Annotated in this window: 18 protein-coding genes; 10 read left to right on the plus strand and 8 right to left on the minus strand. The window is 36.6% G+C overall.

Annotation, left to right across the window (positions count from 1 at the left end; genetic code table 11):
- Positions 1 to 82: 82 nt before the first annotated feature.
- Both WAE64_RS08810 and WAE64_RS08815 read right to left on the minus strand, forming a co-directional pair.
- The gene (locus WAE64_RS08810; RefSeq protein WP_340235987.1) at positions 83 to 649 is read right to left on the minus strand and encodes a DinB family protein; all 567 of its coding nucleotides are present in this window, start codon (positions 647 to 649) and stop codon (positions 83 to 85) included.
- A 3-nt stretch (positions 650 to 652) separates the two neighbouring features.
- Positions 653 to 952, minus strand: a complete 300-nt coding sequence (locus WAE64_RS08815) for a GNAT family N-acetyltransferase (RefSeq protein ID WP_340235988.1) — start codon at positions 950 to 952, stop codon at positions 653 to 655.
- 327 nt (positions 953 to 1,279) lie between these two features.
- On the opposite strand from WAE64_RS08815, the gene WAE64_RS08820 reads away from it, so the two are divergent.
- The 3 genes from WAE64_RS08820 (at position 1,280) to WAE64_RS08830 (ending at position 2,864) form a co-directional block, all read left to right on the plus strand.
- Positions 1,280 to 1,642 (plus strand): LytR/AlgR family response regulator transcription factor, encoded by a 363-nt coding sequence (locus WAE64_RS08820; RefSeq protein ID WP_340235989.1) that lies wholly within the window; start codon positions 1,280 to 1,282, stop codon positions 1,640 to 1,642.
- 392 nt (positions 1,643 to 2,034) lie between these two features.
- A complete protein-coding gene (locus WAE64_RS08825; protein ID WP_340235990.1) occupies positions 2,035 to 2,628 on the plus strand; it encodes a DUF4142 domain-containing protein in 594 nt (197 codons plus the stop codon).
- A 41-nt stretch (positions 2,629 to 2,669) separates the two neighbouring features.
- The gene (locus WAE64_RS08830; protein WP_340235991.1) at positions 2,670 to 2,864 is read left to right on the plus strand and encodes a DUF2188 domain-containing protein; all 195 of its coding nucleotides are present in this window, start codon (positions 2,670 to 2,672) and stop codon (positions 2,862 to 2,864) included.
- Between the two features lie 60 nt (positions 2,865 to 2,924).
- Here WAE64_RS08830 and WAE64_RS08835 read toward each other — a convergent pair whose 3' ends face one another.
- Complete coding sequence (locus WAE64_RS08835) at positions 2,925 to 4,187, minus strand: asparagine synthetase B (protein WP_340235992.1); 1,263 nt, start codon at positions 4,185 to 4,187, stop codon at positions 2,925 to 2,927.
- Between the two features lie 212 nt (positions 4,188 to 4,399).
- On the opposite strand from WAE64_RS08835, the gene WAE64_RS08840 reads away from it, so the two are divergent.
- Together WAE64_RS08840 and WAE64_RS08845 are read left to right on the plus strand one after the other, a co-directional pair.
- Positions 4,400 to 4,759, plus strand: coding sequence for a YciI family protein (locus WAE64_RS08840; protein ID WP_340235993.1), 360 nt, complete (start codon positions 4,400 to 4,402; stop codon positions 4,757 to 4,759).
- Positions 4,756 to 6,012: an RNA polymerase sigma factor gene (locus tag WAE64_RS08845; protein ID WP_340235994.1), complete on the plus strand. Its 1,257-nt coding sequence runs from the start codon at positions 4,756 to 4,758 to the stop codon at positions 6,010 to 6,012. Before WAE64_RS08840 ends, WAE64_RS08845 begins: the two co-directional genes overlap by 4 nt.
- A gap of 29 nt (positions 6,013 to 6,041) precedes the next feature.
- Here the strand turns inward: WAE64_RS08845 and WAE64_RS08850 are convergent, their stop codons facing one another.
- On the minus strand, positions 6,042 to 7,604 hold the full coding sequence (locus tag WAE64_RS08850; RefSeq protein ID WP_340235995.1) for a M20/M25/M40 family metallo-hydrolase: 1,563 nt from the start codon (positions 7,602 to 7,604) through the stop codon (positions 6,042 to 6,044).
- Positions 7,605 to 7,860: 256 nt separating this feature from the next.
- On the opposite strand from WAE64_RS08850, the gene WAE64_RS08855 reads away from it, so the two are divergent.
- Positions 7,861 to 9,102, plus strand: a complete 1,242-nt coding sequence (locus WAE64_RS08855; protein ID WP_340235996.1) for an ABC transporter permease — start codon at positions 7,861 to 7,863, stop codon at positions 9,100 to 9,102.
- A 199-nt stretch (positions 9,103 to 9,301) separates the two neighbouring features.
- Entirely contained in the window at positions 9,302 to 9,664 is a 363-nt protein-coding gene (locus WAE64_RS08860) for a DUF2304 domain-containing protein (RefSeq protein ID WP_340235997.1), read from the plus strand.
- 192 nt (positions 9,665 to 9,856) lie between these two features.
- On the opposite strand, the gene secG is transcribed toward WAE64_RS08860, so the two are convergent.
- The 3 genes from secG to WAE64_RS08875 form a co-directional block, all read right to left on the minus strand.
- The gene (gene secG, locus WAE64_RS08865) at positions 9,857 to 10,219 is read right to left on the minus strand and encodes a preprotein translocase subunit SecG (RefSeq protein WP_340235998.1); all 363 of its coding nucleotides are present in this window, start codon (positions 10,217 to 10,219) and stop codon (positions 9,857 to 9,859) included.
- A 57-nt stretch (positions 10,220 to 10,276) separates the two neighbouring features.
- Positions 10,277 to 10,939, minus strand: a complete 663-nt coding sequence (locus tag WAE64_RS08870; RefSeq protein ID WP_340235999.1) for a hypothetical protein — start codon at positions 10,937 to 10,939, stop codon at positions 10,277 to 10,279.
- Between the two features lie 351 nt (positions 10,940 to 11,290).
- A complete protein-coding gene (locus WAE64_RS08875; protein ID WP_340236000.1) occupies positions 11,291 to 12,235 on the minus strand; it encodes a malate dehydrogenase in 945 nt (314 codons plus the stop codon).
- A gap of 359 nt (positions 12,236 to 12,594) precedes the next feature.
- On the opposite strand from WAE64_RS08875, the gene WAE64_RS08880 reads away from it, so the two are divergent.
- The 3 genes from WAE64_RS08880 to WAE64_RS08890 all read left to right on the plus strand — a co-directional run bounded on the left by WAE64_RS08880 (position 12,595) and on the right by WAE64_RS08890 (position 14,138).
- Entirely contained in the window at positions 12,595 to 13,005 is a 411-nt protein-coding gene (locus tag WAE64_RS08880; RefSeq protein ID WP_340236001.1) for a YkvA family protein, read from the plus strand.
- 92 nt (positions 13,006 to 13,097) lie between these two features.
- On the plus strand, positions 13,098 to 13,277 hold the full coding sequence (locus tag WAE64_RS08885; protein ID WP_181843063.1) for a Sec-independent protein translocase subunit TatA/TatB: 180 nt from the start codon (positions 13,098 to 13,100) through the stop codon (positions 13,275 to 13,277).
- 570 nt (positions 13,278 to 13,847) lie between these two features.
- Positions 13,848 to 14,138 (plus strand): hypothetical protein, encoded by a 291-nt coding sequence (locus WAE64_RS08890; protein WP_340236002.1) that lies wholly within the window; start codon positions 13,848 to 13,850, stop codon positions 14,136 to 14,138.
- Positions 14,139 to 14,206: 68 nt separating this feature from the next.
- Here the strand turns inward: WAE64_RS08890 and WAE64_RS08895 are convergent, their stop codons facing one another.
- Entirely contained in the window at positions 14,207 to 14,821 is a 615-nt protein-coding gene (locus WAE64_RS08895; protein WP_340236003.1) for an IMPACT family protein, read from the minus strand.
- Positions 14,822 to 14,946 lie beyond the last annotated feature (125 nt).

A 14,946-nucleotide genomic window follows, 5' to 3' on the forward strand; every position in this document is an offset into this window, starting at 1 on the left:
AAAAACACCCTGTAAGGTTTACTTGCAGGGTGTTTTTGTTTAAGAGATATTGTAAAGCCAGTACTTAGGGGCTAAATAAGCCCTACCAGCCAATATAACCAATAGGGGTAATACCATTGAGGCGCAGATAACAGATAGCTTGCCCACGGTGATGTATGATGTGGTTTTCAAGGGCATAGAATAATCTCCATACCGGAATTTTATCTCCGGCGTAGCCCTCCAATTGTGCCAGTTTATCTGGTTTTGTCTCCAGTACTGTTTTTTCAACCCATGCATAAAAATCTTTCAGCTCGGTTTCTAGCTGTGCTTTCGATAGATTTTTCCAGTAACCGTTCTGCTTTTCCTTTTCATCGTAAGGGTTTGGCAAATTCAGCCTTCCGCAGATTTGAGCCGTTGTAAATGTAATACAATGCACAAACTGCGTGCGGTAAGTAAAAGACTCAGGCGTGTATTTGTATTCAAATTTATCTTCGGGCATTTGGTTAAATATCTTCAAAGTATAATCGAGAGAGCTTTTCCAAGCCACGCTGAATTCTTCTTTAAAGCCCAGAAGGTCTTTCTTATCTTTGTCTTTCACTTTGCCTAATGCTGGCAGGCTTATCATTGCTCCAAACAATGATTTTAGCGCATTTTTACGTGATATTTTCATTTTTTATACATTAAAACCCGGTGCTAATAAATGTTTGTAGGTTTCGTAGTTCTTACGTATGTAAGCGGCCATGAAAGGGCACAGTGGCATTAGTTTAAGCCCATGTTCTTCGGCATATTGTAGGGCATTTTTTGCCAGCAGGCTTCCTAAGCCTTTCCCCTCTAATTGTTTGGGTACTTCAGTATGTGTAATAACTAAATCTGTTTTTGTTTGAATATATTCCTGGTAAGCCATATCGCTATCAATCTGTATGGCAAAAAGGCTGTTTTCTGGTTGGTGTGTAACTTTAGGCGAGTCGGTCATGATATTTTAGATATAGTTTCTGACGATAGAAATTATATAAAATTACAGATTTTCTGTTAAAGAAAATGTATTTATTTAATAAGCTGTTTAAACTTCTTATTTCACCAATACTGCAAAAATAGACTTAGGCAAGATTCTGGCTTACTAAATGCGTCTTTTCTGTGCCGAGTTATAAATAAGCCGACTTTAGGATATTAAAATATAAGAGATTTTAAAAGGATTAATAGGCTTTGATGGCATAGGTATTTTATAAGGTTAAATAATTGTATGAACATTTTAATAATTTGGTAAAAGTTTTGCATCAGAAATAAGCAAAATATATAGTCCATGAAAACACATTATCAAATGACACCTACTACAACCCTGCGATTCTCGAGTGGAGGAAAGTCGAAACACATCCGACCAGATGAAATTATATTTATGGAGAGCAAAATCAACTATACAATTCTGTATCTTACTCGTGGTCGTACACTCTTAAGCGCCAGAAATTTGCAGGTATATGAGAATAAACTGGTTGGTTTGTCGAATTTTTTCAGGATACATCGTGGTATTATCATTAATATGCTTCATGTTGAGAAGATAAAGCTAGAGAAACTGACGGGTTCGGTTTATCTGAATTCAGGTGAGGAATTGTGCATATCAAGAAGAAGAATTAAAGATTTTGAAGCAAGATACATGCAGGCCTCTTAAAATAATAGCTAATAGATAAAGCTCTCAGATACTTTAATGAGTTTCTGAGAGCTTTTTTTATTTTAAAAACTACCAGATTTTTCTTCAAATATCACTTGAGACTTCAATATATAAAATATATTGTGGCATTTGCGCCACTGTTGTTCTCAAATTTAAGATAATCTTAAATTGTACTTAAAGCCTGGTGGATTATTTTATTGAATGGTATAAAATTGAGAATAGTGTTGAGTGTACTTCTCGATTTGGGAAAAAAAATACACAGTAAAGCCAACTTTGTGTTTTGTTCTTAAAAAAAATTTAAGTAGAAAATTAACCCCACTAGTAGGCACAATACTATATTGGCATAACTTTTTTGATTACTAGTGCTGTAAACTAAATCCTTTTAATTTATTATGAAAACGAAAAGCATTTTATTAAGTACAGCTATTGCTGTAGCATTCGGAGTTGCTTCGTGTAACTCAAACTCAGGAGACTCACAAGATTCTACTGAGCACTTAAATAATCAAGCAATTGAAGCAACTGCTGTAACTGACTCAATGGCCAGAGCTCAAAAAGAAGATGCTGAATCTGTTGTTGAATTGGCTGGTGGCGGAATGATGGAAGTTGAGCTTGCTAAAGTAGCCTTAACTAAAGCTACATCGCCAAAAGTAAAACAATTTGCACAGATGATGATAGACGACCATACTAAGGCAAATGAAGAACTTAAAAGTTTAGCTAGCAGTAAAAACATCGTATTGCCAACTACTTTGCCTGAAGACCATCAAAAAACCATTAATGATGTGTCGGAAGAAAGCGGTAAGAAATTTGACAGAAAATATATGGATGTAATGCTTGAGGACCATAAAAAAGATGTTGATAAATTTCAGAAACTAGCCGATAATGGTAATGATGAAGATATAAAAGCTTTTGCTGCTAAAATTCTTCCAACATTGATTCATCATAAGGAAGAGGCAGAAAAACTGGAGAAATTGACCGATAAGATGTAAAATCGAGGATTAATTAATTGATTCTCATAAATTATACAATTATGCCTTGGACAAAATCAGATTATCCGCCGTCCTTGAAGAATTTCTCGGCACCTGTAAGAAATAAAGCAGTTGAAATAGCAAATGCTTTATTAGAAGAGGGGAGAGAAGAAGGCTCAGCAATTGCAATAGCCACAGCTAAAGCAGAAGAATGGGCACAAAACAGAGGCAAAAAGGTTAAGAAAAACGAATCTTAATTGAGCTAACAAGCAGATATAAACGAAAAAGCTCCTCATTGAGGAGCTTTTTCGTTTATATCATGTTTTTAATTTCTTCTTTTTTGCTGCCGGGAATAACACATTATTCAGTATTAAGCGATAACCTGCTGAATTTGGATGAAGATTCAAATCAGTAGGTTCTTCACCAACATAATGCTGATAATCTTCGGGGTCGTGGCCACCATAAAATGTCCAGAAACCTTTACCTTTTGTTCCATGAATGTAGCGTGCCTCGCCCAAAGAGCGATTTTCGGCCATCGTAATAACATCAGGTTTTATGTATTGTTTTTTAAAGGCTGTGGTTTGCCCCATGAATCCCTTAATAAGATTTGCGTGGTTTTGAGTAAGCATGGTAGGGATGGGATCCCACTTAGCCGAAAACTGGAATAACGAAAAGTAATCGTTGCTTTCGTTTACGCCTCTTTCCTCTTGTTGATTATCGATTGACGAAAACTCCATTTCATAGGGGTTCATGATAAGTCTGAAATTTTGAAATGCAAAACTGTTTTCAAAGTTCAGCTTTTTATCAGCGTTTGGGTCGGCTCCATCGCCATCATAAGGCGACTCTACTATATCGGTTCCATCGGCTGCCAATGCAATATCAAAAGTATCGGTAGCGTTGCACATGGCAAACATATAGCCGCCGCCTAGCACAAAATCACGTATTTTTCTGGATACTGCTAATTTTAAATCCGGAATTTTCTGGAAATTGTATTTTCGGGCAATAGCCTCTGCTTCAAGTTTTTGTTCCTGATACCATGACTGACCACGTAAACGCAGAAATTTACCGAATTGCCCCGTAAAATCTTCGTGATGCAGATGTAACCAATCGTATTCAGGTAATTTATTGTCTAATACTTCTTCATCAAAAATCTTATCGTAAGGAATCTCGGCGTATGTCAGCACCAATGTTACGGCATCGTCCCAGGGTTGAGTTGCTTTTGGCGAATATACAGCTATTTTAGGTGCCTTATTGAGTTTTACGGCATCCATGTTTGCGTCAGGAGAATTAATTTGTGCTAAAATAGATTGAGATTCAGCATCCGAAATCATTTCGTAACTTACGCCTCTGATAACACATTCATTAATATAATTTTGTGAAGCTTCAAACATGAAACTGCCGCCTCTGTAATTTAACAGCCATTCAACCTCGGCCGAATGTTCTTTTAGAAGCCAGAAAGCAATACCATAAGCTTTTAAATGATTTTTTTGACTTTCGTCCATCGGAATCAATAGTCGGTTAGCAAACACTTGGGAGACAAACGATAGCGAAAAGATAATTAGAGCGAGTAATTTTTTCATGGGCGAAAAACCAGATTAATTTTGATTGCAACAGCAAGCATTATACCAATTAACGAAAAACACATTGCCTTATTTGATAGCCCGTACTATTTCAGAATGAGCCATTAAGCAATTTAAAAAAAAATTTTGAGTAAATGTCCAAATTCAGAAATTTGATTCGTCTTCAGTATGAAATTAGTATTTATTAAAACTTAATTCAAATTTACTACATCATGGAAAAATTCATGCTTATCTTTCGCAACGTAATGGAAGTTGAATCAATGTATGAAAACTTCTCGCCTGAAGACATGCAGGCCGAACTACAAAAGTGGAACACCTGGATAGGGGGGATAGCTGCCCAAGGCAAATTAATTGCAACCGATGCGCTTTTACCTACCGGAAAAATAGTAAAAGGCTTGAACCATGTAGTAACTGATGGCCCTTATACCGAAGCCAAAGAGATTGTAAGTGGTTATTTACTCTTAACGGCCGAGTCGATCGAAGAAGCCATTGAATTATCTAAAGGTTGCCCGATGTATGAATACGAAAGCATAGTAGAAGTGAGACCAATTCAGAATTTCGAAGAATCTTGATTAAAGAAACGCAACACGAGCAGGTAAATCACCTGGTTAGTCATCTTTTCAGGCATGAGTCTGGGAAGATGACTGCCGTGTTGGCTCGTATGTTTGGTTTTGACCGTATAGAAATTGCTGAAGATATAGTGCAGGATACACTTTTAAAGGCCCTAACTGAATGGAGAACTCAGATCCCTGATAATCCGTCGGCATGGCTTTATAGAGTAGCCAAAAATCAGGCACTTGATTTATTGAGGCGAGAAAAACTATTTACTGAAATCAGTCAGGAATTATCGCATCAGTCAGAACCTGATACTTTGGGTAAAATGTTTCTTGCCGATGAAATAGAAGATAGCCAGCTAAGAATGCTTTTTGCCTGTTGCCATCCGGCTATTGCCTTAGAATCTCAAATTACCTTGAGCCTTAAAATATTAGGAGGCTTAAGTGCCGCCGAAATAGCCAGGGCTTTTCTGACAAGTGAAGATACCGTTAACAAACGGCTTTACAGGGCAAAAGAAAAAATAAGAAACGAACAAATTGCGCTAGAAGTACCAGAGGCTAAGGAGTTAAGTGTTCGTTTAGAAGTTGTACTAAAAATTATTTATCTGATTTTTAATGAAGGTTATAGCTCTTCTCACCCCGACCATTTAATAAGACACGATTTGTGCGAAGAGGCGATTCGTATTGGTTTGCTTTTAACCCGTAATACACGCACAAATTTGCCTCAGACCAATGCTTTGTTGGCATTAATGTGTTTTCAGACCGCCCGTTTTCCTGCCAGACTTGATGATAAAGGTTCTATTGTATTGCTGCGAGACCAAGACAGGAGTTTATGGGATAAATTCATGACTGCCCGGGCATACGAGTTTTTCAGACAATCTTCTGTAGGTAATCAAATCAGTGAATATCATATTGAGGCAGCTATTGCCTCTTATCATGCTTCGGCCGAGATTTTCGATAAAACCAACTGGGAGGTAATTTTAAGGCTCTATAATCTACTAGCTGATATAAAACCAACACCTTTTGTGTATATGAACAGGGCTATTGTAAAGGGCTATGTGTATGGAGCGAAAGTAGCATTAGAAGACCTGATTAAATTAGAAAGTTTGAATCAGCATTATATTTACCAGACAACCAAAGGAGATTTTTATGCTGAACTAAATGATACCCAATCAGCAAAGGAATGCTATGAAAAAGCGCTTTCATTAGTAAGCTCAGAACCTGAAAAGCAATTGATAGTAAAAAAGATAATGAATTTAAAAAGCCTATGAATCAAGAAGACTCATAGGCTTTTTAATTATTAATCTAAACCACCTTTACGAATAGGTGATCTTTTGGCAGGCCAGCTACCTGGCTGTCCTTTATCATTAAGAGGTAAAACGCTCTTTTCAGTTGAAGTTCTGGTAGGGTCTTCGCTAGCCTCATACGCCAGAATGGCCGCAAGAATAGCGTTGTTACGTACATCATCAAATACGATTTTATCGTAGGTATCACGGTTAGTGTGCCATGTATAAGTACCATAAGACCAATTTAAAGAGCTTAGAGAGAAGCCCGGAGCACCTGCTGCTACAAAAGAAGCAAAGTCAGATCCACCGGCACCCGGTGCACCCGGAAAACGAGTTTCCAAGCCTTTTTTATAATCGGCAGGTACTTTAGACAACCAACGGCCTATATACTCGTAAGCGTGTAAATAGCCTTGTCCTGAAATATTAACCACACGACCTGTCCCGTTATCCTGGTTGAACAATGCTTGCAGGTTTGAAACAATTTCAGGATGGTCTTCTACAAAAGCTCTTGAGCCGTTTAGCCCTTGTTCTTCGCTACCCCAATGGCCTACAAGAATAGTTCTTTTTGGATTCGGATAGAATTTTTTCAACAAGCGCATCGCTTCCATCATTACAATTGTACCGGTTCCGTTGTCAGTAGCACCTGTACCGCCATCCCACGAATCAAAGTGAGCCGATAACATTACGTATTCGTTTGGTTTTTCGCTACCTTTTATTTCGGCAATAGTATTAAATGTAGGTACTACACCTAGTTCTTTAGAGTCGGCACGTACACTGATTTTAGGTTTCTTGCCCGATTCTGTTAATCTGTATAAAAGACCGTAATCTTCTAAGGAAATATCAACTGTCGGAATCGTTTTAGTATTAGCGCCGAATATTTTATTGGCACCAAAACCTCTCGACCAATAGCTCATTACGATACCTACTGCTCCGGCTTTTTCTAAAGCCAATGGAAGTGTACGGGTATTGTAGCCTGTTTTGCTGACACGTTTTGTCCATGCATCTGTTTGTGCGGTGCGTTCAGCTTTCATTTTTTCAACCGATTCTTTTGTGCCAAACTCTTCCCAGTTATAATCTGGGCGGCCAGTAGGCTGGTTCATCGAAATCATCACAAATTTGCCTTTTGCATTGGGCAACCATTTCTGGAAAGCTACAGAGTCGGCCAGGTCAGGAATAACGATAGTTTCAGCAACAACCGATTGACCTTTAGTGCTTGGGCTCCATGCTAATTGCGTTCCTTCAAGCGATTTTACATGAGGAAATACCATGTCAATATGAGATACACCTCTTTCCCAGCCACGCCATTCGCCCCATTTTTCGTTTTTGGCCGAAATGCCCCACTCTTTGTATTTGGCAATAGCCCAATCGTGTGCTTCTTTCATTTGCGGAGAACCAACTAAACGAGGGCCGATGCCGTCCATTAATTCATGTGCAATTTTTTCGAGTTGAGAGTTTTCGTTAGCTTCTTTAATAATGTTGGCAATTACAGGGTCTTTTGATGTTTCTTTGGTTTGTGCATAGCCAAAGCTTCCACTTAGCATTAGCGCAACAATAAGTGAACGGGTAGTTTTTTTCATGAAAGAAATCTGTTTGATGAGGTTAATAAAAGCCGAATCTAAGCGATTTACGCTTTGTTTTACTTAATTTCATTTAAAAATATAAGAACTTGTGTTGTTTTGAACCAAAAAGAGACGATTCGTTTAAAAATAATGATAAACGGCTGAATCAGTTATCTCATTGGTTTGTAGGTTTCAAAACTCTTATGGAACTTTGTGATTGTAAATTATAGTAGAAAATACTACTGTTCTCTTCATTACTCAAGCAGTTTATCAGATGAATTTAAAAGAAAATGTTCAGGAGGGGCTAAGGTCTATACAAGGAAATATGCTCCGTACGGTGCTTACTGCGCTGATTATTGCAATTGGTATTACCTCATTGGTAGGTATCCTGACGGCCATTGATGGTATGCAGAGCTCAGTAGATAATAGCTTTGCAGGGTTAGGAGCCAATTCGTTTGATATTAAAGGCCCAAGACCCTGGCGCCGCCGAAGTGGTGGAGTAGAAGACAAGGATTTTCCACCTATAGATTACCGTCAGGCAAAATTGTATAAAACTTTATTTCAAGGCAAAACTCCTGCTACTATTAGTATTTATACCAATGTGGCGGGAGCAGCACAACTGAAGTATAAATCTATCAAAACTAACCCTAATACTATGATTCGTGGGGTTGATGAAGATTTTCTGACGATTAAAGGTTATAAACTGAAAGCCGGTAGAGATATTAATAAAAACGACATTGATTTTACCAATAATGTGGTGATTCTGGGTAGTGAGCTTTCAAACCTGCTATTCCCAAAAGAGAATCCTATCGATAAAGATATTACTTTGCTTGGCTTGAGATTTAAGGTAATTGGGGTTCTGGAGAAAAAAGGGAGTATTAATGGCGGAGGAGACGACCGAGTGGCGCTTGTCCCTCTTGAAACGGGCAGGCAAATTGCAGGGAACAGAACACTGACTTTTGATATAACTACATCGGTGCCGAATGTGTCAGACATGGACTATATTACAGGAGAAGCGGAAGCCGTGATGCGTAGAGTAAGAAAAGATGCTGTAAGTAAACCTAAATCTTTCGAAATAGAGCGTTCAGATGCTCTGGCGAAAGATTTTGAAGAGGTAACGGGCTATCTGAGAATAGGGGGCTTTGGCATCGGGATTATTACGTTATTAGGAGCATCAATTGCGCTAATGAATATCATGATGGTTTCGGTAACTGAGCGTACAAGAGAAATCGGTATCCGAAAAGCTATTGGTGCTACACCGTTTAAGATAAGGTTGCAGTTTCTGATGGAGGCTATTGTTATCTGTATTTTAGGCGGAATAGGTGGAATAATTATGGGAATCTCTGTTGGAAACGTAATAGCTAAATTGATTAGTGAAAAGAGTAGCTTTATTGTTCCGTGGGGTTGGATGATAATGGGTATCATTGTTTGTGTAGTTGTAGGCATTATTTCAGGGATTTATCCGGCCTATAAAGCATCAAAACTTGATCCTATCGAATCGTTACGTTATGAATAATAAAAACCTTATAGAGAGCAAAGGGGATAGCTATTTAAAGCTATTCCCTTTATTTTTATAGTTAATTTAATCTACTTTATAGATTTCATAGCTAATATTGCATCAGTATCTTAGGAAAAATATAAATTTCATTATATTTACTTTAAATATTTATGAAACAGCTTAGCTCTGATTTGTAATACCACATCTGTATACTACTATGGAAAGAATCCAGATTATTACCATTGTTATTAACTTGTTTTTTCTTATTTCAATTGCTCGTTTGATTGTAAAAGGAAAGCTCCGGGAAGAATATGCCATTGTATGGTTAGTTTGTACCGTACTGCTAGGTATTTTTGCTATCTGGCGAGATGGATTAGAGATAATCGCAAGGTTGTTTGGAGTTTATGATGCGCCCAATCTGGTTTTTACAGGCTTCATATTCATTATCCTGATTTACTTGTTGCACCTTTCAATTGTAAACTCTAAGCTACAAAAAAACTTAACCAAACTAACACAGGAAATTGCCTTATTGAAACAAGATAATGAGCAATTGGCAAAGGAAGAATCAACGGACTTATAGGAAGAATAAAACGATTGTCTGAAGAATTATTTATGTTTTTATTTACCTAGATAGTAGAAACAGGACCTGCCGTAATTTTCTTTAGTATGAGCCTAAAGGTTGTTATTTCTACATCTGAAAGACGCTTGTAGAACTTCAATAAAAAAAGCCTGATAAATTTGCGTTTATCAGGCTTTTCTCTTTCAGTTAATATTATTTCTGCGGTTGAGCAGGTGTTGTATTAGTAGGCGTTTGAGCCGGAGCAGTAGCAGGTACTGTTGGCGCCGGAGTAGTAGCCGGACGAGTCTGAGTTTTTTCTACGTTCAGACCGTTGTCTTGCGTACTACCAGTTTTATTAACAAAAATACCCGAAATTAATGCACCTACAATAATAAATGCAAAGAAGCCCCAGGTAAGTTGTTCTAATAAATCTCCTGTACGTTGCACACCAAACATCTGTGAACCAGCACCACTAAATTCGCTTGATATGCCGCCACCTTTTGGATTCTGAATTAATACGATTAAAACTAATAAAATGGCAACAATAACCATCAAAACTAAGATTGTAGTGTACATCTTTTCTAATAAAAATTAAATTGACCAATGATTTATCTTGAATAAAAAGCCGATTTATCAACGACTCTTCTTTTCTAATTCCATGATTTTATCTGCAAAGTAAGTACTTTTTTCGGGATTTTTTGCAATAAGTTTATGATAAACTTCTATTGCTTGTTCGAAACGCCCCTGGCGTGATAAAATTTTTGCATAACTCTCTGTAAAAAGAGGGCTATTCATGGTTGTACTGCGCTCGCTGAGGTCTTCTACCTCTTCTGGTGGGATATTTGTACGAATAGGCTGAATACGGGGTTCTTTCTTAATGAATTGCTCAATCAGAGCTAATTGTTCTTCCTGTATATTTCTTAGGGCCGGTTTTGCAATAGATTCTATCAATTCTTCTTCCAACTTTTCACGATTTAATTCTTCCTCAATGGAATCGGGCGAAAACTTAACTTCAATGGGGGTGTCAACCAAACGAGCTGTAATATTAGCGTTCCAGTCAATATCATTTTCTATCACTTTTCGCAAGGCATTTCTGCTTGAGGCATAAATGGCTGCTTTTCTGATAGCATCATGGGCAATTTCGGGTGCTTTGGTGTAAATTCCTTTAGCAATCATGGTATAACCCAACTGAAAATATGGATATTTTTTGGTCATATTTTCCACGAGCATAATATCGTTAAGGTTTAACGATTGCGGATTATTAAGGAAGTCAATAAAGTTATTTTTGTCAAGCATTTGTAAGCACGTTTTATAAAAACAATTAGGGATATAGCTCTTTATCAGAATTCTCAGAAAATAATATTTTGTCCGGCAAAATTAATTGGGGGCACAAAGGTAGTTTTTTTAGCGATACGGTGTTAAATTTTTCTTACAGAAGTGCTTGTGGTTTCTGTAAAACGAAGAATAGGTTGCTAAAAAACTACTAAATTTAAGGGTAATTTGCAAATCTGACTGCTTTTTTAGCGAATTTATCGATACAACAAGAAAACTTATAAAATTGTTTGATAATTACGCTTAGAAATAAAAATCTCGTAGATGTTTCACTACGAGATTTTTGTATAGAGCTAGCTGTAATTTTTCTCGAAATTAGATACTCAATGTGCTCAAAACATTGTTCATGTTTCTTACCGCATCTGCCGATTTTGCAAAAGCTTCTTGTTCTTCTTTGTTCAAACGGTAATTAACGATTTTCTCCCAGCCATTTCTGCCTAAAACTACAGGTACGCCCAAGCAAATATCTTTTTGGCCATACTCTCCATTTAAAGATACTGACGCAGGTACGATGCGTTTTTCGTCACGGATGATAGCCTCTACCATAGAGCAAGAAGCGATACCCGGTGCATACCATGCCGAAGTACCCAATAAGCCTGTTAATGTAGCACCACCTACCATTGTATCGGCAGCTACTTTAGCCAAAGCTTCTTTAGAGATAAATCTGCTTGCCGGAATACCATTCCATGTAGCTAAACGAGTAAGCGGAATCATGGTTGTATCACCGTGGCCACCAATTACATTGGCGTGTAAGTCGCCTTGCGAAACACCCATAGCTTGTGATAAATAATAACGGAAACGAGATGAATCTAGCGCACCACCCATACCAATTACACGTTTTTTGTTAACACCCATAGACTGTGCTACCTGCAATGCAAGGTATGTCATGGTATCCATTGGATTTGATACAATCAACAAAATAGCTTTTGGCGAATAGGTAAGAATTTGAGTAACTACACCTTTTACAATACCTGCATTGATACCGATAAGTTCTTCGCGAGTCATACCTGGTTTACGAGGTAAGCCAGACGTAATAACAACTACATCAGATTTTGCTGTTTTAGCGTAATCGTTGGTTGAACCTATAATTTTAGTATCAAAACCTTCTAAAGAAGCAGTTTGCATCAAATCCATTGCTTTTCCTTCTGCTACACCTTGTTTGATGTCTAGCAATACTACTTCGTCTACAATTTGTTTGCGAGCGATGTTATCGGCGGTGGTTGCTCCTACAGCACCTGCACCAACTACGGTTACTTTCATTTGATAAAAATACCCCTTTTATACTCTTAAAAGAGCTTGTTTGGTTGGAAACATATCATGCTTTGGGGTAATTTATTAACATGAGGTTTCATAAAATATGATAAGTGACTAATGTAATAATTGAGCTATCTGTGCTAAGGTATGCCGTTTTTTTTATTATTGGCATAAGATTATTGGCCTTATATGAGACAACTAAGAAATTTTGCCCAAATTTATTGGACAAAACTAATATAATACAATGTTTTTTAGTGTTTTTTTTGTATTTTTTCTTAAAGAGTAACCTTTTTTTAAAATTTATACGTTTATTAGACAGATAATAGCTTTACAAGAACTTATACATGGCATCAGAGACCAAAAACTTGCTTTTAAGAGTAATAGAATCAGCTTTTTATAAAAGTGCTCTAAGAAAAGCCCCAAGATTAGCAAAAAATGCGCACAGCCTACTTAATCTTTTAAAAAGTGCACTTGTAAAAGTTCAAAGCTTAGGAGTAGGAACAACGTTTGATTTATTAAGAGAGAAAGTTGTTGTACTAGGCAGTTTATTGAAAGCCTATGCAACAGGTGAATATAGGAATATAGAATTCCAGAATGTGTTGAAAGTTGTAGCCGGATTTATTTATTTTATATCTCCGATTGACTTGATACCAGATTTTTTGCCTTACGTCGGTTTAACTGACGATGTCGCTTTGCTGATGTTTATTATTAAGAGTATCAGTAATGAAATTGAAAAATTTGAACAATGGAAAAAGGCGGTTCCTCAGCCAAACTAAAAGGATTTAAGAGGAATTTAATTTTTTAGTTGTACTAATTTAGTTTATATTTGTATTAAATTATTGTAGAAAACATTTAAACTTATTACGTCATGTTTGGTCTTGGAACAACAGAGATGGTTTTGATTTTAGTAGTTGTACTTTTCTTTTTCGGAGCTAAAAAACTTCCTGAATTAGCTCGCGGATTAGGTAAAGGTATCCGTGAATTCAAAGATGCTTCTCGTGAAGTAAAAGAAAATATCGAAAAGGCTGCTTCTGAAGATACTAAATAATATTTTCATCGTTCGGCCCTAATCTATAAAAACAATAGCATTTATGTTTTTGCATAAACTGCTATTGTTTTTTCTGTTTAAAAACTACAAATCTTTGTTTTCTCTCTGCCATTAATTGAGAGTAGCTTTCTTCTAGTAAAGTATTTTAGCCTTTCCTTTTATTAATATAAGGCTTCCCTTTTTATCTGCCAGAATTTGTTTCCTTGTTTTATAAATCGATGTTTCAGCATTGGCTTGGTTCTACGCATTTATATTTTGAGTAGCTTCTTAGAAACTCTTCTATGAATCTTTCATATTTACAAAAATACATAATCTAGCTTAAATCTTCATGTTTTCACTTAAATGTGTTTTGGGTGATTTTTTATTTTTTTTATTAGAATTGATATTTTTTGAAACATGATTTTAGAGAATTAGAAAAATAATTATTGTATTATTCTAATATTAAAAGATATATAATTTATATATCAACAGAATATTATTCTGTAATAAGTATTTTTACCAAAATTTATTCTAAAATACTTGACAAATACTTAACAATTATTTTACATTTGTGCATCAAACAACAAAATCATGAGAAATAACATAGACAAAGAAACTTACACATGGACATCTAAGGTATTTGGTCTTCTTGGATCATTACTCGTATTAGTAAATATTTTCCTTTACTTCTCTCAGAATCCTGAGCATGCAATGGCCTTTAAGTTTTCGAGCGCAATTATGTTTTTGTTGCTAGCCGTAGTAGTATGGCTGAGATTAGAATACCTGAAAGTATTTAAAGTAGCTGTTTACAAAGCACGTCGTGTACCTATGTGGGCATCAATATTCGTGTTTGTTGCAGTTGCGTTTGCAAGACTCTTCTAACAAACTATAAATTAAATAAGAAAAATTAAGCAGGATGTCCTCTTGCTTTTTTTTGTTTATAGAAGTGCTTATACAGTATGCAGATAGCGATTGGTAAGGCTATCAATTTTTTCCATTTTGCCCATTACCTGATTCAGCATAGATTTTCTTATTTCAATTGTAAGCGCACAGCGGTTGTCGTAGGTTTGGTTTGAGATTTTTAGTCCAAATTCTTTCACCACTTTCATTACATCGTTCATTGCCTCAAAGTCAAAACTGACTTCATAAATATCATTGACAGTTTTCTGAACAAACTCTGCCTCGGCCAGTACCTCTACTGTAGCCGACTTATAGGCATTAATAAGCCCGGGCACGCCTAACAATGTTCCGCCAAAATACCTCACTACTACTACTAGTATATTAGTAATATCTTTCGATAGCAAAACATTAAGTATGGGTCTGCCTGCTGAGCCAGACGGCTCGCCATCATCATTTACCCTGAACTGGTTTCGGTCAATGCCAAGTCTGTAAGCATAACAATGATGATTTGCTTTAGGATGCAAGCCTCTGAGGGTATCCAGGTATTTTTTTACGTCTTGTTCGTTGCTGATAGGATACGCAAAGGCCAGAAACTTACTCCCACGATCTTTAAAGAGTGCTTCGGTATTTTGTTTAATTGTATTATAGGTGTCGTCGAAAAGCATATATGTCTGAAATAAATGCCAAAATTGCTAAAAATGTAAGAGTAATTCTGTAAAACTGCCTTTTTGTCTTTCTGTTTTGTGTAAAAAGAGTGTTTTTCTGTCAATTTTTCCGAAAAAAACCTATC

The sequence above is a fragment of the Emticicia soli genome (assembly GCF_037860775.1).
In the GTDB taxonomy this organism is placed as follows: domain Bacteria; phylum Bacteroidota; class Bacteroidia; order Cytophagales; family Spirosomataceae; genus Emticicia; species Emticicia soli.